General features: G+C 41.0%; 12 protein-coding genes and 1 tRNA gene. 9 read left to right on the top strand and 4 right to left on the bottom strand.

The genetic code is table 11. The features are described 5' to 3' along the window. Positions 1-2: 2 nt before the first annotated feature. From CLV32_RS08450 to CLV32_RS23080, 3 genes are all read left to right on the top strand, one after another. Positions 3-1,409, top strand: coding sequence for a glycogen synthase (locus tag CLV32_RS08450; protein WP_133554402.1), 1,407 nt, complete (start codon positions 3-5; stop codon positions 1,407-1,409). Positions 1,410-1,419: 10 nt separating this feature from the next. Beyond that, positions 1,420-2,691 carry a glucose-1-phosphate adenylyltransferase gene (locus CLV32_RS08445; RefSeq protein ID WP_133554400.1) on the top strand — a complete coding sequence of 424 codons (1,272 nt, stop codon included), beginning with the start codon at positions 1,420-1,422 and terminating at the stop codon, positions 2,689-2,691. Positions 2,692-3,124: 433 nt separating this feature from the next. Next, the gene (locus CLV32_RS23080; RefSeq protein WP_166641911.1) at positions 3,125-3,262 is read left to right on the top strand and encodes a hypothetical protein; all 138 of its coding nucleotides are present in this window, start codon (positions 3,125-3,127) and stop codon (positions 3,260-3,262) included. Between the two features lie 69 nt (positions 3,263-3,331). Here the strand turns inward: CLV32_RS23080 and CLV32_RS08440 are convergent, their stop codons facing one another. The 4 genes from CLV32_RS08440 to CLV32_RS08425 all read right to left on the bottom strand — a co-directional run bounded on the left by CLV32_RS08440 (position 3,332) and on the right by CLV32_RS08425 (position 7,370). Further along, a complete protein-coding gene (locus CLV32_RS08440; RefSeq protein WP_133554398.1) occupies positions 3,332-3,748 on the bottom strand; it encodes a hypothetical protein in 417 nt (138 codons plus the stop codon). Then, a complete protein-coding gene (locus tag CLV32_RS08435; protein WP_133554396.1) occupies positions 3,738-4,178 on the bottom strand; it encodes a Panacea domain-containing protein in 441 nt (146 codons plus the stop codon). The genes CLV32_RS08440 and CLV32_RS08435 overlap by 11 nt, the downstream gene beginning before the upstream one ends. Positions 4,179-4,641: 463 nt before the next feature. After that, a complete protein-coding gene (locus tag CLV32_RS08430) occupies positions 4,642-6,000 on the bottom strand; it encodes a sensor histidine kinase (protein WP_133554395.1) in 1,359 nt (452 codons plus the stop codon). After that, positions 6,000-7,370 carry a sigma-54-dependent transcriptional regulator gene (locus CLV32_RS08425; protein ID WP_133554393.1) on the bottom strand — a complete coding sequence of 457 codons (1,371 nt, stop codon included), beginning with the start codon at positions 7,368-7,370 and terminating at the stop codon, positions 6,000-6,002. The genes CLV32_RS08430 and CLV32_RS08425 overlap by 1 nt, the downstream gene beginning before the upstream one ends. Positions 7,371-7,500: 130 nt before the next feature. On the opposite strand from CLV32_RS08425, the gene CLV32_RS08420 reads away from it, so the two are divergent. From CLV32_RS08420 to CLV32_RS08395, 6 genes are all read left to right on the top strand, one after another. Continuing rightward, positions 7,501-8,304, top strand: coding sequence for a helical backbone metal receptor (locus CLV32_RS08420; protein WP_133554391.1), 804 nt, complete (start codon positions 7,501-7,503; stop codon positions 8,302-8,304). Between the two features lie 588 nt (positions 8,305-8,892). Continuing rightward, positions 8,893-8,974 (top strand) — tRNA-Leu (locus CLV32_RS08415). Positions 8,975-9,044: 70 nt separating this feature from the next. Continuing rightward, positions 9,045-10,391, top strand: a complete 1,347-nt coding sequence (tig, locus tag CLV32_RS08410; RefSeq protein ID WP_133554389.1) for a trigger factor — start codon at positions 9,045-9,047, stop codon at positions 10,389-10,391. A gap of 158 nt (positions 10,392-10,549) precedes the next feature. Next, on the top strand, positions 10,550-11,239 hold the full coding sequence (clpP, locus tag CLV32_RS08405) for an ATP-dependent Clp endopeptidase proteolytic subunit ClpP (protein WP_133554387.1): 690 nt from the start codon (positions 10,550-10,552) through the stop codon (positions 11,237-11,239). Positions 11,240-11,243: 4 nt separating this feature from the next. After that, positions 11,244-12,485: an ATP-dependent Clp protease ATP-binding subunit ClpX gene (gene clpX, locus CLV32_RS08400; RefSeq protein WP_133554385.1), complete on the top strand. Its 1,242-nt coding sequence runs from the start codon at positions 11,244-11,246 to the stop codon at positions 12,483-12,485. Positions 12,486-12,578: 93 nt separating this feature from the next. Next, positions 12,579-13,442 (top strand): AMP nucleosidase, encoded by an 864-nt coding sequence (locus tag CLV32_RS08395; RefSeq protein ID WP_208110974.1) that lies wholly within the window; start codon positions 12,579-12,581, stop codon positions 13,440-13,442.

Raw genomic sequence — 13,442 nt, 5'->3', positions numbered from 1 at the left:
TTATGGAGATTATCCACCTCAGTGCTGAATGTTACCCCGTCGCCAAAGTTGGCGGACTGGGCGATGTTGTTGGTGCACTGCCTAAGTATCAGAATAAGCTGGGTCATTTTGCCAAAGTAGTAATGCCCGCTTATGACACCAAATTTATGCGGGAAAATGAGTTCGAAGTGGTGTACGATGGTTGGGGTAAGCTGGCCGACCTCAATTTCCCCGTGCGTATCTTTAGAGAGAAAACCAATGTACTTGGCTTCGACCTCTTTCTCGTGCACATCGCAGGTTTACTTGATAGACCCAAAGTTTATGGCTATGATGACGATGTAGAACGTTTTCTGGCCTTTCAGATTGCTGTGCTCGACTGGATTAATCAGTGGGAACATCAGCCTGATGTAATCCATTGTCATGATCACCATACTGGACTTACGCCATTTATGACGGCAAACTGTTTCGGCTACCGCCGGCTCAATCAGATTCCTACAATACTGACCATCCACAACGCACAGTACCAGGGACAGTTTGGCTGGGATAAATTAAATTACATTCCTGAGTTTGATCCATGGAAGGGTGGTCAGCTGGGTTGGGGCGGAGCTATAAATCCCCTTGCTTCGGCTATTAAATGTGCCTGGAGAATCACTACAGTGTCTCCAAGCTATCTAGATGAAATCAGTCACAAAGCCAACGGACTGGAATCTTTACTTGCTACGGAGCAGTATAAGTCGCGCGGAATCCTCAACGGAATAGATAACGAAGTGTGGGATCCCGCTCAGGATGAGATGCTTTACAAACGCTTCAACGGAAAAACTGTAGAAAGTGGAAAAAAGGCAAACAAAGCTGCCTTGTGCGCTGTTTTCAACCTGGATCCTGAAAAACCATTGTTTACTTTTATAGGCAGGCTTGTTGGAGAAAAAGGGGCAGATCTACTGCCAGAAATTTTTATTAACGCGCTAAGTTATAGTCAGGGGGGAATAAACATCCTCGTGCTCGGATCCGGAGAGAAAGAAGTAGAAGACAGACTGGAAGGGTTGAAACAATACTTCGGGGGAAATTACAATACTTATATCGGTTACAATGAGCAGCTTTCACATCAGATATATGCTGGTGCAGATTTCCTGCTGATGCCTTCCAGAGTTGAGCCTTGTGGTTTGAACCAAATGTATGCCATGCGCTACGGTACTATACCAATAGTGCGTAGAATTGGCGGATTGAAAGATACAGTAACCGATATCGGCGACGGTGGTTTTGGCATTTGTCATGATCAGACGAGCGTTGGTGATGTTGGTCATGCAATAGGAAGAGCGTATGGACTTTTCCAGGATACTAAAAAAATGAAAGAGATAAAGAAACTGATCATGACGCTGGATCATTCCTGGGATAGGGCAGCGCAACAATATATCGACTTGTACCAAATATAAAACTATACATATGACTGAAAAAGTATTGGGAGTAATCCTTGGTGGTGGACAGGGCTCCCGCTTATCGCCGCTCACATTAACACGATCTAAACCTGCAGTACCAATAGGTGGTAAATATCGCCTGGTAGATATTCCGATTTCAAACTGTTTGAATTCCGGGATTCACCGCATGTTTGTTTTGACGCAATTCAACTCTGCTTCTTTAAATAAGCATATTAAGAACACCTATCATTTCAGTCACTTTAGCGACGCTTTTGTCGATATTCTTGCCGCTGAGCAAACTCCTGAAAACCCCACCTGGTTCCAGGGTACTGCCGATGCTGTGCGTCAAACCATGCACCATTTGCTGAACCACGAGTTTGAATATGTGCTGATCCTTTCGGGAGATCAGCTGTATCAGATGGACTTCAATGAAATGGTGAACGCCCACATTGAGGCAGGTGCCGAAGTTACCCTCGCAACAATTCCAGTAACCGCTAAAGACGGTACTGACTTCGGAATCCTGAAAGCCAATGAAGATAACATCATCACTTCGTTTATAGAGAAACCTAATTCTGAGCTAATTTTAGATTGGTCATCAGATACCGGCCCTGATATGCAGGCCGAAGGCAGGAATTACCTGGCTTCTATGGGTATCTACATTTTCAATAAAGATCTCCTGGTTAAAATATTTGCTGAGAACCCTGATGAGAAAGATTTCGGAAAGGAGATCATTCCACGTGTTTTACAAGAATACAAAGTGTTAAGCTTCCAATACGAAGGCTACTGGACTGATATCGGTAACATATCTTCTTTCTTTGAAGCAAACCTTGGTTTAACAGACGATATCCCTAAGTTTAATTTATTCGATAGTCACCAGAGCATCTTTACCCGGGCACGTATGTTGCCACCTTCAAAAATCCTTGGTAGCACACTTGATAAAGCCGTAATTGCCGAAGGTTGTATTTTACAGGCCGATTATATTAAACATGCCGTAATTGGTATTCGTGCCAGAATAGGCAGAGGTACTAAAATAGAGAATGCTTATGTAATGGGGAGCGATCGTTACCAGACATTGGAAGAAATCAGAGATGAAACCAGTGCTGGCCATCCATTAATAGGTATCGGCGATCACTGTACCATCATCAATGCAATTCTAGATAAGAACTGCAAAATCGGTAACGACGTACAGATTAACGGCGGCACCCATCTGGAGAACGGAGATTTTGGTAACTACGTAGTTAAAGATGGAATTGTTGTAGTTAAAAAGGGTGCAATAATCCCTGACGGTACAATAATCTAATTAAATAGAGGGGACAATGTAGCAAATTACCCTTAGCTAGATAATCTGTGTTTATTCTATGTTAAGTAGATTTTTTCAAACCTATTGGTTTGATTCGTTTTGTAACGCAAGAATAGTCTTGCACGACCCGGATTAATCCCTAACTATGTGGATCAATTTAAAAAAGTGGCTGCAGTAGCATTAGAACTTCTTACTGCATCCGGAGCAATCGTTACGATTGCCATTTCTTTTGGAATACACCCATAAAGTTGTATTCCGATATCGAATCGGGAAGAGGAGCTAATCAGCTCCTTTTCGTTTTATTAAGATCATTATTTAAGAAGCGTTAGGACAAATCATTTTTATGATTAATAGCCCTCGAACCCCCTTCGAAAATCATAAAATGGTATGATTATATTTGTATGTAGCATAAAAATCAGCTACTTACGTTATTATGTTTAAGAAAATTGAATTTAAAATTGGTAGAGATGCACAGACAGGTGAATTTATGAAAGTTAAAGATGCTCAAAAGAACAAAAAGACAGCTATCGTTGAAACAATCAGCTACACCCTACCTAAAAAGAAAAAATAATAGTTGGAATTAAACATTGTGAAATTTGACTGATTGCCCCTTGTTTGACGAGGGGCTTTATCATAAATGTCAATGTTTGTATAAAGTGAAACCTCTATCAATATAGAATATATGAAATATGAATTTATTTCTCCAGCCTACAAAAGGTGCTTTTCCAAGAAATCTAAGCGCTAACAAATGATCTACATCTTCAGTTAGCATTTCTGGTAGGCCTGCGTTAATTGCGCTAATTGTAATTTTTTCAGATCCCAAACCGTGTTTGGGCGCAAGTTTAATATCGTTCCACGTCATTCCGCTAAGTCGGATGATTTGCTCAATCAATGCTACTTTTTCGTCAGCTGTACAATGGTTTAAATCAAAATCTTGATGAATGTATTTGAAGCAAAAGACTGGGTGTTGAAAAGCATCGATACTAACTACTTCTTTTTCTTTAAGAAGCTTGCCTTTAGTAGGTTTTACTCCTTTTAGTTTGCTTTTAGTCTTCAAGTTGAGTGGTGAAATAATTAATCAACTCTTCATGATTGATTACAGATTTCAATGCGGTGTTATTGTAAGGGGGTTCATCATGCGTCATATTCATTAGTTTAATTGCCGAAAATTGACCATAAACAGCATGCACCTCTGTCAAAACCTCCATCGCTTCCTCACTAAAAATAGAAAAATCAAATCCTTCTGGATAAGGAATGGCTCCTGATCCATATTGTTTAAACTCTCCATAAACTTCAGGAACGACAGGTCCATATTGCCAAGAGATAATTTCTTCTTTGAATAACGGCTGTTTATATAGAGCAAGATGAACGCCTTGAGCGTAATACAATAACTTTTGGACTTTTAGGTTGGATGTTGTATCTCCTTTTTCGGGATCAGTTAATGCAACTAATGCGTTAGCAATCTCTATGGCGGAATAGACTTTCATAATTTAATACTTAAACACGGTTTTTAACTGAACAAAGGTAAATTAAAAATTGTTTATTATCGTGATATTTGTTGCTTAAAGTATTCATTTATTTGATTTACAGATAGTTGATATTGTATAAGATAAGAAAAAATACTAATATATTTAGTTTTCTTTCGCAAGAACACCTGATTTGAGTTAATATTGAGCGCCTTTGCCATTTTATGTATCAGACTTTGGTAACTTATTTGTAGAGAACTTAATAAAGGGGTCAAGAGGTTAAACGGGCTTAATCGAAAGAAACGCGCTAATGCCTGAAGTATCTCGTCCTTTTGACCATCTACTAGCAACAATATTTGTTCATTAATTCCTTTCGATTGAGCGTCGTTTTATTCGAAGAGATTGGGAACCCGCAGAACTAGACGCAGGGCATATGAATGAAATTCTTCATCATATAGCTAAGGGTAATTTGCTATATTGTGGCCTAAATATATTTAAACACCAGGGAAAAGGTAGTCCGCTCAAAAGGTACAGAGTTGACCTCCACATTTCCCTGGTGCATTTTCATGATGTTCCTGGTAATCGTTAAGCCAATTCCAGAACCATTAGTCCTGGTGGTATAAAAAGGAACAAAAATCTTTTCGATCAGATCCTGATCTACACCCTTCCCATTATCCGACACATCAATAGCCAGTTTATTGGCTTCAAGCCGGTAATTAATCGTGATTGCTGCATTTTCTACACCCGCTAAAGCATGGATGCTATTGGTTACCAGGTTAATCAATGCCTGTTCAATCAATTTCAAATCCAATTGTAAACTGATCTTTGACGACGTCTGTTCAACATTCAGCGCGATATTTTTTTCCTTCGCAAATGGTTGCATCAGAATTTTTAAGTGTTTAAGGATTTCTCCGATAGCGTGTGGTTCAAGATTTGGTGTGGGAAGCTCAGCAATCAGTCGATAATCCTTTACAAAATCCAGCAAGCCCATAGATCTCTTCTTAATGATTTGTAATGCCGGACGCAAGTCCTCCAGATCTTCTGCATCCAGATAATCTTTGTTCATCACCATGGAGCTTACTGTATCAGACAACGAACTTATAGGCGTAATGGAATTGAGAATCTCATGAGAGATCACACCAATAAGTCTGTTCCATGCTTCTGCTTCTTTCTGTTCGATCTCATCCTTGATATTTTGGAAGGAGATGATGAAATAATCTTTGGCATACAGATTTAAAGGAATTACTTCTGTCGACAACTGGATGAGCTTATCCTGTATCTTCAATTCCACAAATCTTTTTCCACCCTGCTGAATTTTATCAATCTCCTGCGTGAAAGCAGGGAGGTGATTTTTTACGCGATGCCAGTATTTATAAGTCGGAACTTGTAAAAGCGTGCTCGCCGACTGGTTGAAAAAAACGATCTCAGAAGATTCATTTTGATCAGGAGATTTCTGAACAACGATCACCCCAACGGGCACCTGCTCCAGGATTGTGCGGATCAACTGGAACATGGAATCCTTTTCAAGCTGAATATCTTTATTAGCTTTCAGTATGTCCTGGAAAGACTGATACAATTCAGGGAAGCTTCCCCTGGTCGCTTTATTCTTGAAGTTAAGCGTGCTATCGCGGGTTTTTATAGCGATAACAAACTTCTTAATATCTTCCTTGATCTGATTGATGAAGAAATACATGTTCAGGATGACACAGATCATCAGGATCGCAAGTCCGGTCATGCTGAAATAAAGGTGCGTATTTCTGATCAGGTATACCAATAGCACACCCATCCCGTTGATCAGGAGCAAATAGGCGAGGAGCCTGAAGGTGAAGCGCTGAAAAAACATTACAGATCAAATTTTTCTATGCGGCGATACAATGCTGCACGTGTTAAGCCGAGTTCTGCTGCGGCCCTGGATATATTCCCCTTATGCTTATCGATAGCCTTTTGCACCATCATCTTCTCCATTTCTTCTAGTCCCATATCAGTTTGGATAGCCGGGGCACCTCCAAATTTCTGTGGACTCAGTTGCAGGTCAGCCGCACTGATCTCATGCCCGTCGCTCATAATTACAGCACGTTCTACCACATGCTGAAGCTCGCGTACATTACCCGGCCAGTGGTAGCTCAGCAACATCGACGATGCACGCGCATCAAACCTCAATAAGCCCTTATGGTATTTGGTGTTAAATGATTGCAGGAAATGATCTGCGAGGATCAGGATATCATCACCGCGCGCAGCCAGACTTGGCAATACCAGTTCGACGGTATTGATCCTGAACAAAAGATCCTGACGGAACGTCCCTTTAGCTACCATATCATTCAACGGCATGTTCGTTGCCGTAATCAAACGGACATTGATCTTTCTTTCTTTATTTTCGCCAAGCCTGGTTACCGTTCTGTTTTGTAGTACACTCAGGAGCTTAGCTTGTAGCGGTAACGAGAGGTTTCCGATCTCATCCAAGAAGATCGTTCCGCCCTCAGCCATCTCAAAACGACCAGGTTTATCCTCTCTGGCATCCGTAAAGGCACCTTTTGCATAGCCAAACAGCTCGCTCTCAAAAAGATTGTCATTTAAGGAACCGAGATCCACATGCATAAAAATCTGATTTTTACGGAGGGAGTGCTTGTGGATTTCATAGGCGAATACCTGTTTACCTGTTCCATTTTCTCCTAAGATCAACATGTTTGCATCCGTAGGTGCAACTTTGAGCAGGGTGCGTTGTAGATCTTTAATGGGCTCTGCATTACCCACGATATGCTCAAACTGGCGGGCAATATCCTTTTGGATGGAAGAGTTTATTTTCTCTAATTTCTTTACTTTTCTGGTCGACTGCCGTAGTTTTGATGCTGCAGAAATAGTGGCAAATAGTTTTTCATTCTCCCAAGGTTTCAGGATAAAATCTGTAGCACCTTTCTTGATTGCCTGCACAGCAAGTTCCACATTTCCGTAGGCTGTCATCAGAATAACAACATAGTCTTTATCAATAGATAAGATATGTTCCAGCCAGTACAAACCTTCACGACCGTCGCTGGCACCCTTTTGGTAATTCATGTCGAGCAAAATAATGTCCACTTCATTTTTACTGAGCAGCACATTGATCTCTTTTGGCGACTTGCAGGTGACGATCTGTCTGAAATGTTGTTTCAGGAAAAGACGTGCACTTACTAAGATGTCATCATCATCATCAATTACTAGGATAGTCGATTCAATCATGGTTATAGAATTTATCCAAAAATAGAATAAACATTGGATCGATGGTTTTTAAGTGTCCGTTAACGGACATATTATTTTATTTTTTTATCAACAGGATGCACACGTTCGGCTGGTTAATTACCTTTGAAACATGCAAAAGGTATTTCAGGATCAGATGGGCAGGACAATACACGTGAACCACCCTCCAAAGAGAATTATTTCGCTTGTGCCCTCACAAACGGAGCTTCTTTTTGAACTGGGTTTAAACAAAGAGCTTGTTGGCCTTACCAAATTCTGTATCCATCCTGCAGCTGCCGTAGCTGAGAAAACTAAAATCGGTGGAACAAAGAAGCTGAAGATTGATCTGATCCGGAGTTTACAGCCAGATCTTATCATAGGCAATAAAGAAGAAAACGAGCAGGGTGATATTGAAACGCTTATGGCCGAGTTTCCGGTTTGGATGAGTGACATCAGTAATCTCGAAGAAGCTAAGGTTGCTATTGCGGGAATCGGTGAAGTTGTAGACAGGGCACCCGAAGCAGCATATCTAAACCACCTGATTACCGCAGGATTTTCCGACTTACAAGTATTGGCCCTTCAGCAAGGCATAGATAAGAAAGTTGCCTACTTGATTTGGAAAGATCCATATATGTTTGCCGGGAGAAATACGTTTATCCATGGTATATTAGCAATCAACGGCCTGAGCAATGTTGTTACCGCAGATCGTTATCCAGAGCTAACGTTGGATGCGCTTGCCGCGCTTAAGCCAGAACTTATTCTACTATCTTCAGAACCTTATCCTTTTAAAGAAAAACACATCCTGGAAATCCAGGAACGGATCCCTGAAGCACAAGTGATGCTTGTTGACGGGGAAATGTTTTCCTGGTATGGTAGCAGGCTTGTAAAAGCGGTACAGTACTTCTTTAACTGGCAGAAAGAATTGCTGCAGCAGTAGTATATATACATTCTGGTGTCCCAGAAACCCGTGGTTTTATTGAGCCAACATTCCCTAGAAGTGTCTTTCCAATCATTTTAAGGGGGTTTTTGTGCCATTTTTGAGGCGTCTTTAGGAAAATAAGCACTAATTATGAGTTGAATTCAGATTGAACAGTAGCTAATCGAGGTGTTAGGGTGCACTTGACACCCGGTTGACGCAGTCTACAGGGGTGTCAGGGGGGCGTCAACCCCGGGTCAATGGGGGCTCAAGGGGGCGTGAAAATGGAAGTTAATTGCACTCAGATAGCTTTTTCCCTGCCGCCCACCCGCGCTTTTGTTCTATCGTTTTTTCAGTTAATACAAAGAAGTAATTACAGAATACGCTTTACGCTCTGCCTGGCCGTCGAGGCTAAACTGAGAACCGGCAGAAAGGTCGGGATTTAAGGAACGCAGTATTTAAGATCTGATTTCCCTTTTCCTGAAAATGGCTTAAAATTTTATTTGCCTATAAATAAAATGTTTACCTCTATTTTTCGAAAATATATTTGAAACAGTTTTCAAAATCGGAAACAATCTGTATCTTTGCAGTCTTATAAAAATCCTAACTGCGGATGTGGCGTAATTGGTAGCCGCACCAGACTTAGGATCTGGCGCTTCACGGCGTGGGGGTTCGAGTCCCTTCATCCGCACTAAAGATTCCTCCGTTGAAATTCGGGGGAATTTTTTTATTAAAGAATTTGTAACATTTTAACCAAAGAAATGAATATTACACAGGAAAAAATTGACGACTTAAATGCAGTTGTAAAGATTAAGATTGCACCTGAAGATTATACTGCAAAGGTCGATAATTCTATAAAAGAACAAGCAAAAAAGGCTAACCTTCCTGGTTTCCGTAAAGGAATGGTTCCTGCAGCGCACATCAAAAAGATGTACGGCAAAAGCATCCTTGTTGAAGCAATCAACACTTTGCTTAGCGAAACACTAAATAACTACTTAACAGAAAATAAAGTTGAAATCCTGGGTCAGCCTTTACCGGTTCTTGACAATGGTAAAGATTTCAAATGGGACAACACAGATGAGTTTGAGTTTGACTACGAACTGGGATTAGCACCTGCTGTTGATATCGACATTACATCAAAAAATAAATTCACCGAATATCAGGTTAAAGCTGATGAGGAAACTTTGGCTTCAAGGATCAAAAACATCCGCAGGAGCTATGGCAAAATGACAAACCCGGAAGTTTCGGCAGACGATGACGTTCTTTATGCCGATTTAGCACAACTTTCTCCCGATGGTTCAGTTTTTGAAGGTGGTATCGCACATACTGGTTCTATCCGTCTTGACCAGGTTGAAGACAAAAAAATCCTGAAGACTCTAATCGGTTTGAAAAAGGACGACGTTGTTGAACTTGATCTGCAACAAGCGTTTAACAACAATGAGACGATCATTGCTAAATTGTTAGGCATTGAAGAAGAAGAGGGTAAAGATTTGAAATCTAAATTCCAGGTAACGGTTAAAAATGTGAACCGTTTAGAGGAAGCAGATTTGAACCAGGAGTTCTTTGATAAAATATTTGGTGAAGGCGTAGTTACAGACGAAGCTGGTTTCACTGCAAAAATCACTGAAGAGGTGGAAGGCATGTTTAAGCAGGATGCGGATCGCAAATTGCAGAATGATATGTACATCAATATCCTCGACAGCGTAAATATTGTATTGCCTGATGCCTTTTTGAAAAAATGGCTTAAAGCAACTAACGAAAAACTGACTGACGAAGAGCTTGCTGAAGGTTACGAGGATTTCGCTAAAAACCTGAAATGGACTTTGATCGAGAACAAATTGATTAAAGACAACAACATCGAGATTAAATATGAAGATGTTTTTGCTACAGCAAAATCTCGTTTGGATGCTCAGTTCAGAATGTATAGCCCTACACCGATGCCTGAAGATCAGCTTGCACAATACACCGCAACTTTCCTGCAGGAGAAAGATAATGCGAACAGAATATTTGAAGAAGTGAAAGCTTTGAAAGTATTTGATTACATCAAGACTGTTGCAACATTGGAGCAAAAGGATATCGCTTATAATAAATTTATAGAGATGAAATAATTTGTGTAGACAAATAATTCTCTAGTAACAATTTATCATGAGGCGGCTTTTAACAGGCCGCCTTATTTATATCCCGAAACCAAATTTTACAATACCACAATAAATTAGCAATTTAGTTTTACTACTATTGAATTAACTAACACAGAAATTTTATACACATGAATATAGATAAAGACGAATTTAGAAAATATGCCGTTAAACATCACCGTATTAATGGTTTAAACGTAGACCGTTTTATTGGAGCAACCAATAACTCGCCTAAAAGCATGACCCCATATATCATCGAAGAACGCCAGTTGAACGTAGCTCAGATGGACGTGTTCTCCCGCCTGATGATGGACCGTATTATTTTCCTTGGTGATGCTATCCATGATGGAAATGCAAACATCATCCAGGCGCAATTGCTGTTCTTGCAGTCGACAGATAACAACAGAGATATCCAGATCTACATCAACTCACCAGGTGGTTCTGTATACGCTGGTTTAGGTATCTATGACACGATGCAATACATCACTCCGGATGTGGCTACGATCTGTACAGGTATGGCAGCATCAATGGGTGCAGTGTTACTTGTTGCGGGTGCCAAAGGTAAGCGTGCTGCATTACCACACTCACGTGTGATGATCCACCAGCCTTCAGGAGGTGCACAAGGTGTAGCTTCAGATATGGAGATCAATTTGAGAGAGATGTTAAAACTGAAAAAAGAATTGTACGATATTATCGCTAACCATTCTGGTCAGAGTTACGAGTGGGTAGAGAAAGCATCAGACAGAGATTACTGGATGAAAGCTGACGAAGCAAAAAGCTTTGGAATGATTGACGAGGTGCTAGGCGCACACAATAAATAGAATAATGGCTAAACAAAACAAAGAGTCCCGCTGCTCTTTTTGCGGCTCAAGCAAGCAAGATACGCTCATGCTGATTGAAGGACTGGATGCATTCATTTGTGATAAATGTGTTGCCCAGGCCAACCAGTTGGTTTTGCAGGAATTTGGTAGTCAGAAGGCTAAAAATGCAGATGCTACGCTGACGCTTTTAAAACCTCTGGAGATCAAGCAACATATTGATCAATACGTAATCGGTCAGGATGATGCGAAGAAAGTGCTTTCTGTAGCGGTTTATAACCACTACAAACGCTTAAGTCAGAAAATCAATCAGGAAGATGAAGTTGAGATTGAGAAGTCGAATATCATGCTGGTTGGAGAAACAGGAACAGGTAAGACTTTATTGGCTAAAACCATCGCCAAGATTTTGCATGTGCCGTTTTGCATCGTTGATGCTACGGTGCTTACAGAAGCAGGGTATGTGGGTGAAGACGTAGAGAGTATCCTGACTCGTTTGTTGCAGGCAGCAGATTATGATGTTGCTTCGGCAGAAAGAGGTATCGTCTATATTGATGAGGTGGATAAAGTTGCCCGTAAGAGTGACAACCCTTCAATTACCAGGGATGTTTCCGGAGAAGGTGTACAACAGGCTTTGTTAAAGATCCTGGAAGGTACAGTTGTAAACGTGCCACCTCAGGGCGGCCGTAAGCACCCTGATCAGAAAATGATTCCTGTAAACACGAACAATATCCTGTTTATTTGCGGTGGTGCCTTTGACGGTATCGAGCGTAAAATAGCCAATAGGCTGCGTACGCAGGCAGTAGGGTATAAGGTTAAGAAAGACGATGTTGACCTCGACCTGAAAAACCTGTACAAATATATCACACCACAAGATTTGAAATCTTTCGGTTTGATCCCTGAGCTTATAGGCAGGGTTCCTGTGTTAACACACCTGAATCCATTGGACAAGCAAGCGTTGCGTAATATTTTAACAGAGCCAAAGAACTCACTGCTGCGTCAGTATGTTAAACTGTTTGAATATGAAAATGTAAAGCTTGTGTTTGAAGATGACGTGCTTGACTTTATTGTGGATAAGGCCATGGAGTATAAGCTTGGTGCACGTGGACTGCGGTCTATCTGTGAAGCGATCATGCTGGATGCGATGTTTGATATTCCTTCCGACAGTACAGTGAAGGAGCTGCATATTACGCTCGAATACGCGCTCGATAAATTTGAAAAAGCCGATTTTAAAAAGCTGAAAGCTGCATAAAAATTTAAATCCCCGGTTTGCCGGGGATTTTTTTTAACTTGTTTTTTGCAGATCCAGCAAAACAGAACGAATAATTAACAAAAGGAGAAATATATGAACGAAGAAAAAGACGTAAAAAAAGACGAGGCTATCGTAGCAAAAGCCAAAAAAGTAAAAGAAGTAGAATCTCCGGTAAAATCAGGATTAAAGTCTAAAGACGAGATCGTTAAAAATTGGTTGCCGCGATACACCGGCAGACCTTTAGAAGAGTTTGGTAAGTATATCCTGCTGACCAACTTCAGCAAATACTTGCAGATGTTCTCAGAATGGAATGACAATGCGCCGATCATGGGACTGGATAAGCCAATGCAGAGCGTTACGGCCAATGGCATTACGATCATCAATTTTGGAATGGGAAGCCCCCTTGCCGCTACGATGATGGACTTGCTTACCGCGATTATGCCTAAAGCCGTATTGTTTTTGGGGAAATGTGGTGGCTTGAAAAAGAAAAACCAACTGGGTGACCTTATTTTGCCAATCGCGGCAATCAGGGGAGAAGGTACATCAAACGATTACCTGCCTGCTGAAGTTCCTGCACTGCCATCATTTGCCTTGCAGAAAGCGATTTCGACCACCATCCGTGATCATTCCAGGGATTACTGGACAGGAACATGCTATACAACCAACCGCAGGGTTTGGGAACACGATAAAGAGTTCAAGAAATACCTGAAAACATTGCGTGCTATGGCTGTTGACATGGAAACGGCTACAATTTTTACTACAGGATTTGCCAACAAAATTCCTACCGGTGCTTTACTACTGGTATCAGATCAGCCGATGATCCCTGAGGGTGTTAAAACTGCCGAAAGTGACAGCAATGTAACGACTACGTATGTGGAGACCCATCTTAAGATTGGGATTGACTCGCTGAAACAAATGATCAATAACGGGTTGACGGTGAAACACCTGAAATTCTAG

This window comes from Pedobacter duraquae (assembly GCF_004362245.1).
GTDB classification, from domain to species: Bacteria; Bacteroidota; Bacteroidia; order Sphingobacteriales; family Sphingobacteriaceae; genus Pedobacter; species Pedobacter duraquae.
Note: the sequence above shows the minus strand (reverse complement) of the source record. Positions and strands in the feature narration are given on the sequence as shown.

Bases quoted from the DNA above. Each gene is read 5' to 3' on its own strand.
- CLV32_RS08450 (WP_133554402.1), top strand. From the start codon at position 3: ATGGAGATTATCCACCTCAGTGCTGAATGTTACCCCGTCGCCAAAGTT.
- CLV32_RS08445 (WP_133554400.1), top strand. From the start codon at position 1,420: ATGACTGAAAAAGTATTGGGAGTAATCCTTGGTGGTGGACAGGGCTCC.
- CLV32_RS23080 (WP_166641911.1), top strand. From the start codon at position 3,125: ATGTTTAAGAAAATTGAATTTAAAATTGGTAGAGATGCACAGACAGGT.
- CLV32_RS08435 (WP_133554396.1), bottom strand. From the start codon at position 4,178: ATGAAAGTCTATTCCGCCATAGAGATTGCTAACGCATTAGTTGCATTA.
- CLV32_RS08430 (WP_133554395.1), bottom strand. From the start codon at position 6,000: ATGTTTTTTCAGCGCTTCACCTTCAGGCTCCTCGCCTATTTGCTCCTG.
- CLV32_RS08425 (WP_133554393.1), bottom strand. From the start codon at position 7,370: ATGATTGAATCGACTATCCTAGTAATTGATGATGATGATGACATCTTA.
- CLV32_RS08420 (WP_133554391.1), top strand. From the start codon at position 7,501: ATGCAAAAGGTATTTCAGGATCAGATGGGCAGGACAATACACGTGAAC.
- tig (WP_133554389.1), top strand. From the start codon at position 9,045: ATGAATATTACACAGGAAAAAATTGACGACTTAAATGCAGTTGTAAAG.
- clpP (WP_133554387.1), top strand. From the start codon at position 10,550: ATGAATATAGATAAAGACGAATTTAGAAAATATGCCGTTAAACATCAC.
- clpX (WP_133554385.1), top strand. From the start codon at position 11,244: ATGGCTAAACAAAACAAAGAGTCCCGCTGCTCTTTTTGCGGCTCAAGC.
- CLV32_RS08395 (WP_208110974.1), top strand. From the start codon at position 12,579: ATGAACGAAGAAAAAGACGTAAAAAAAGACGAGGCTATCGTAGCAAAA.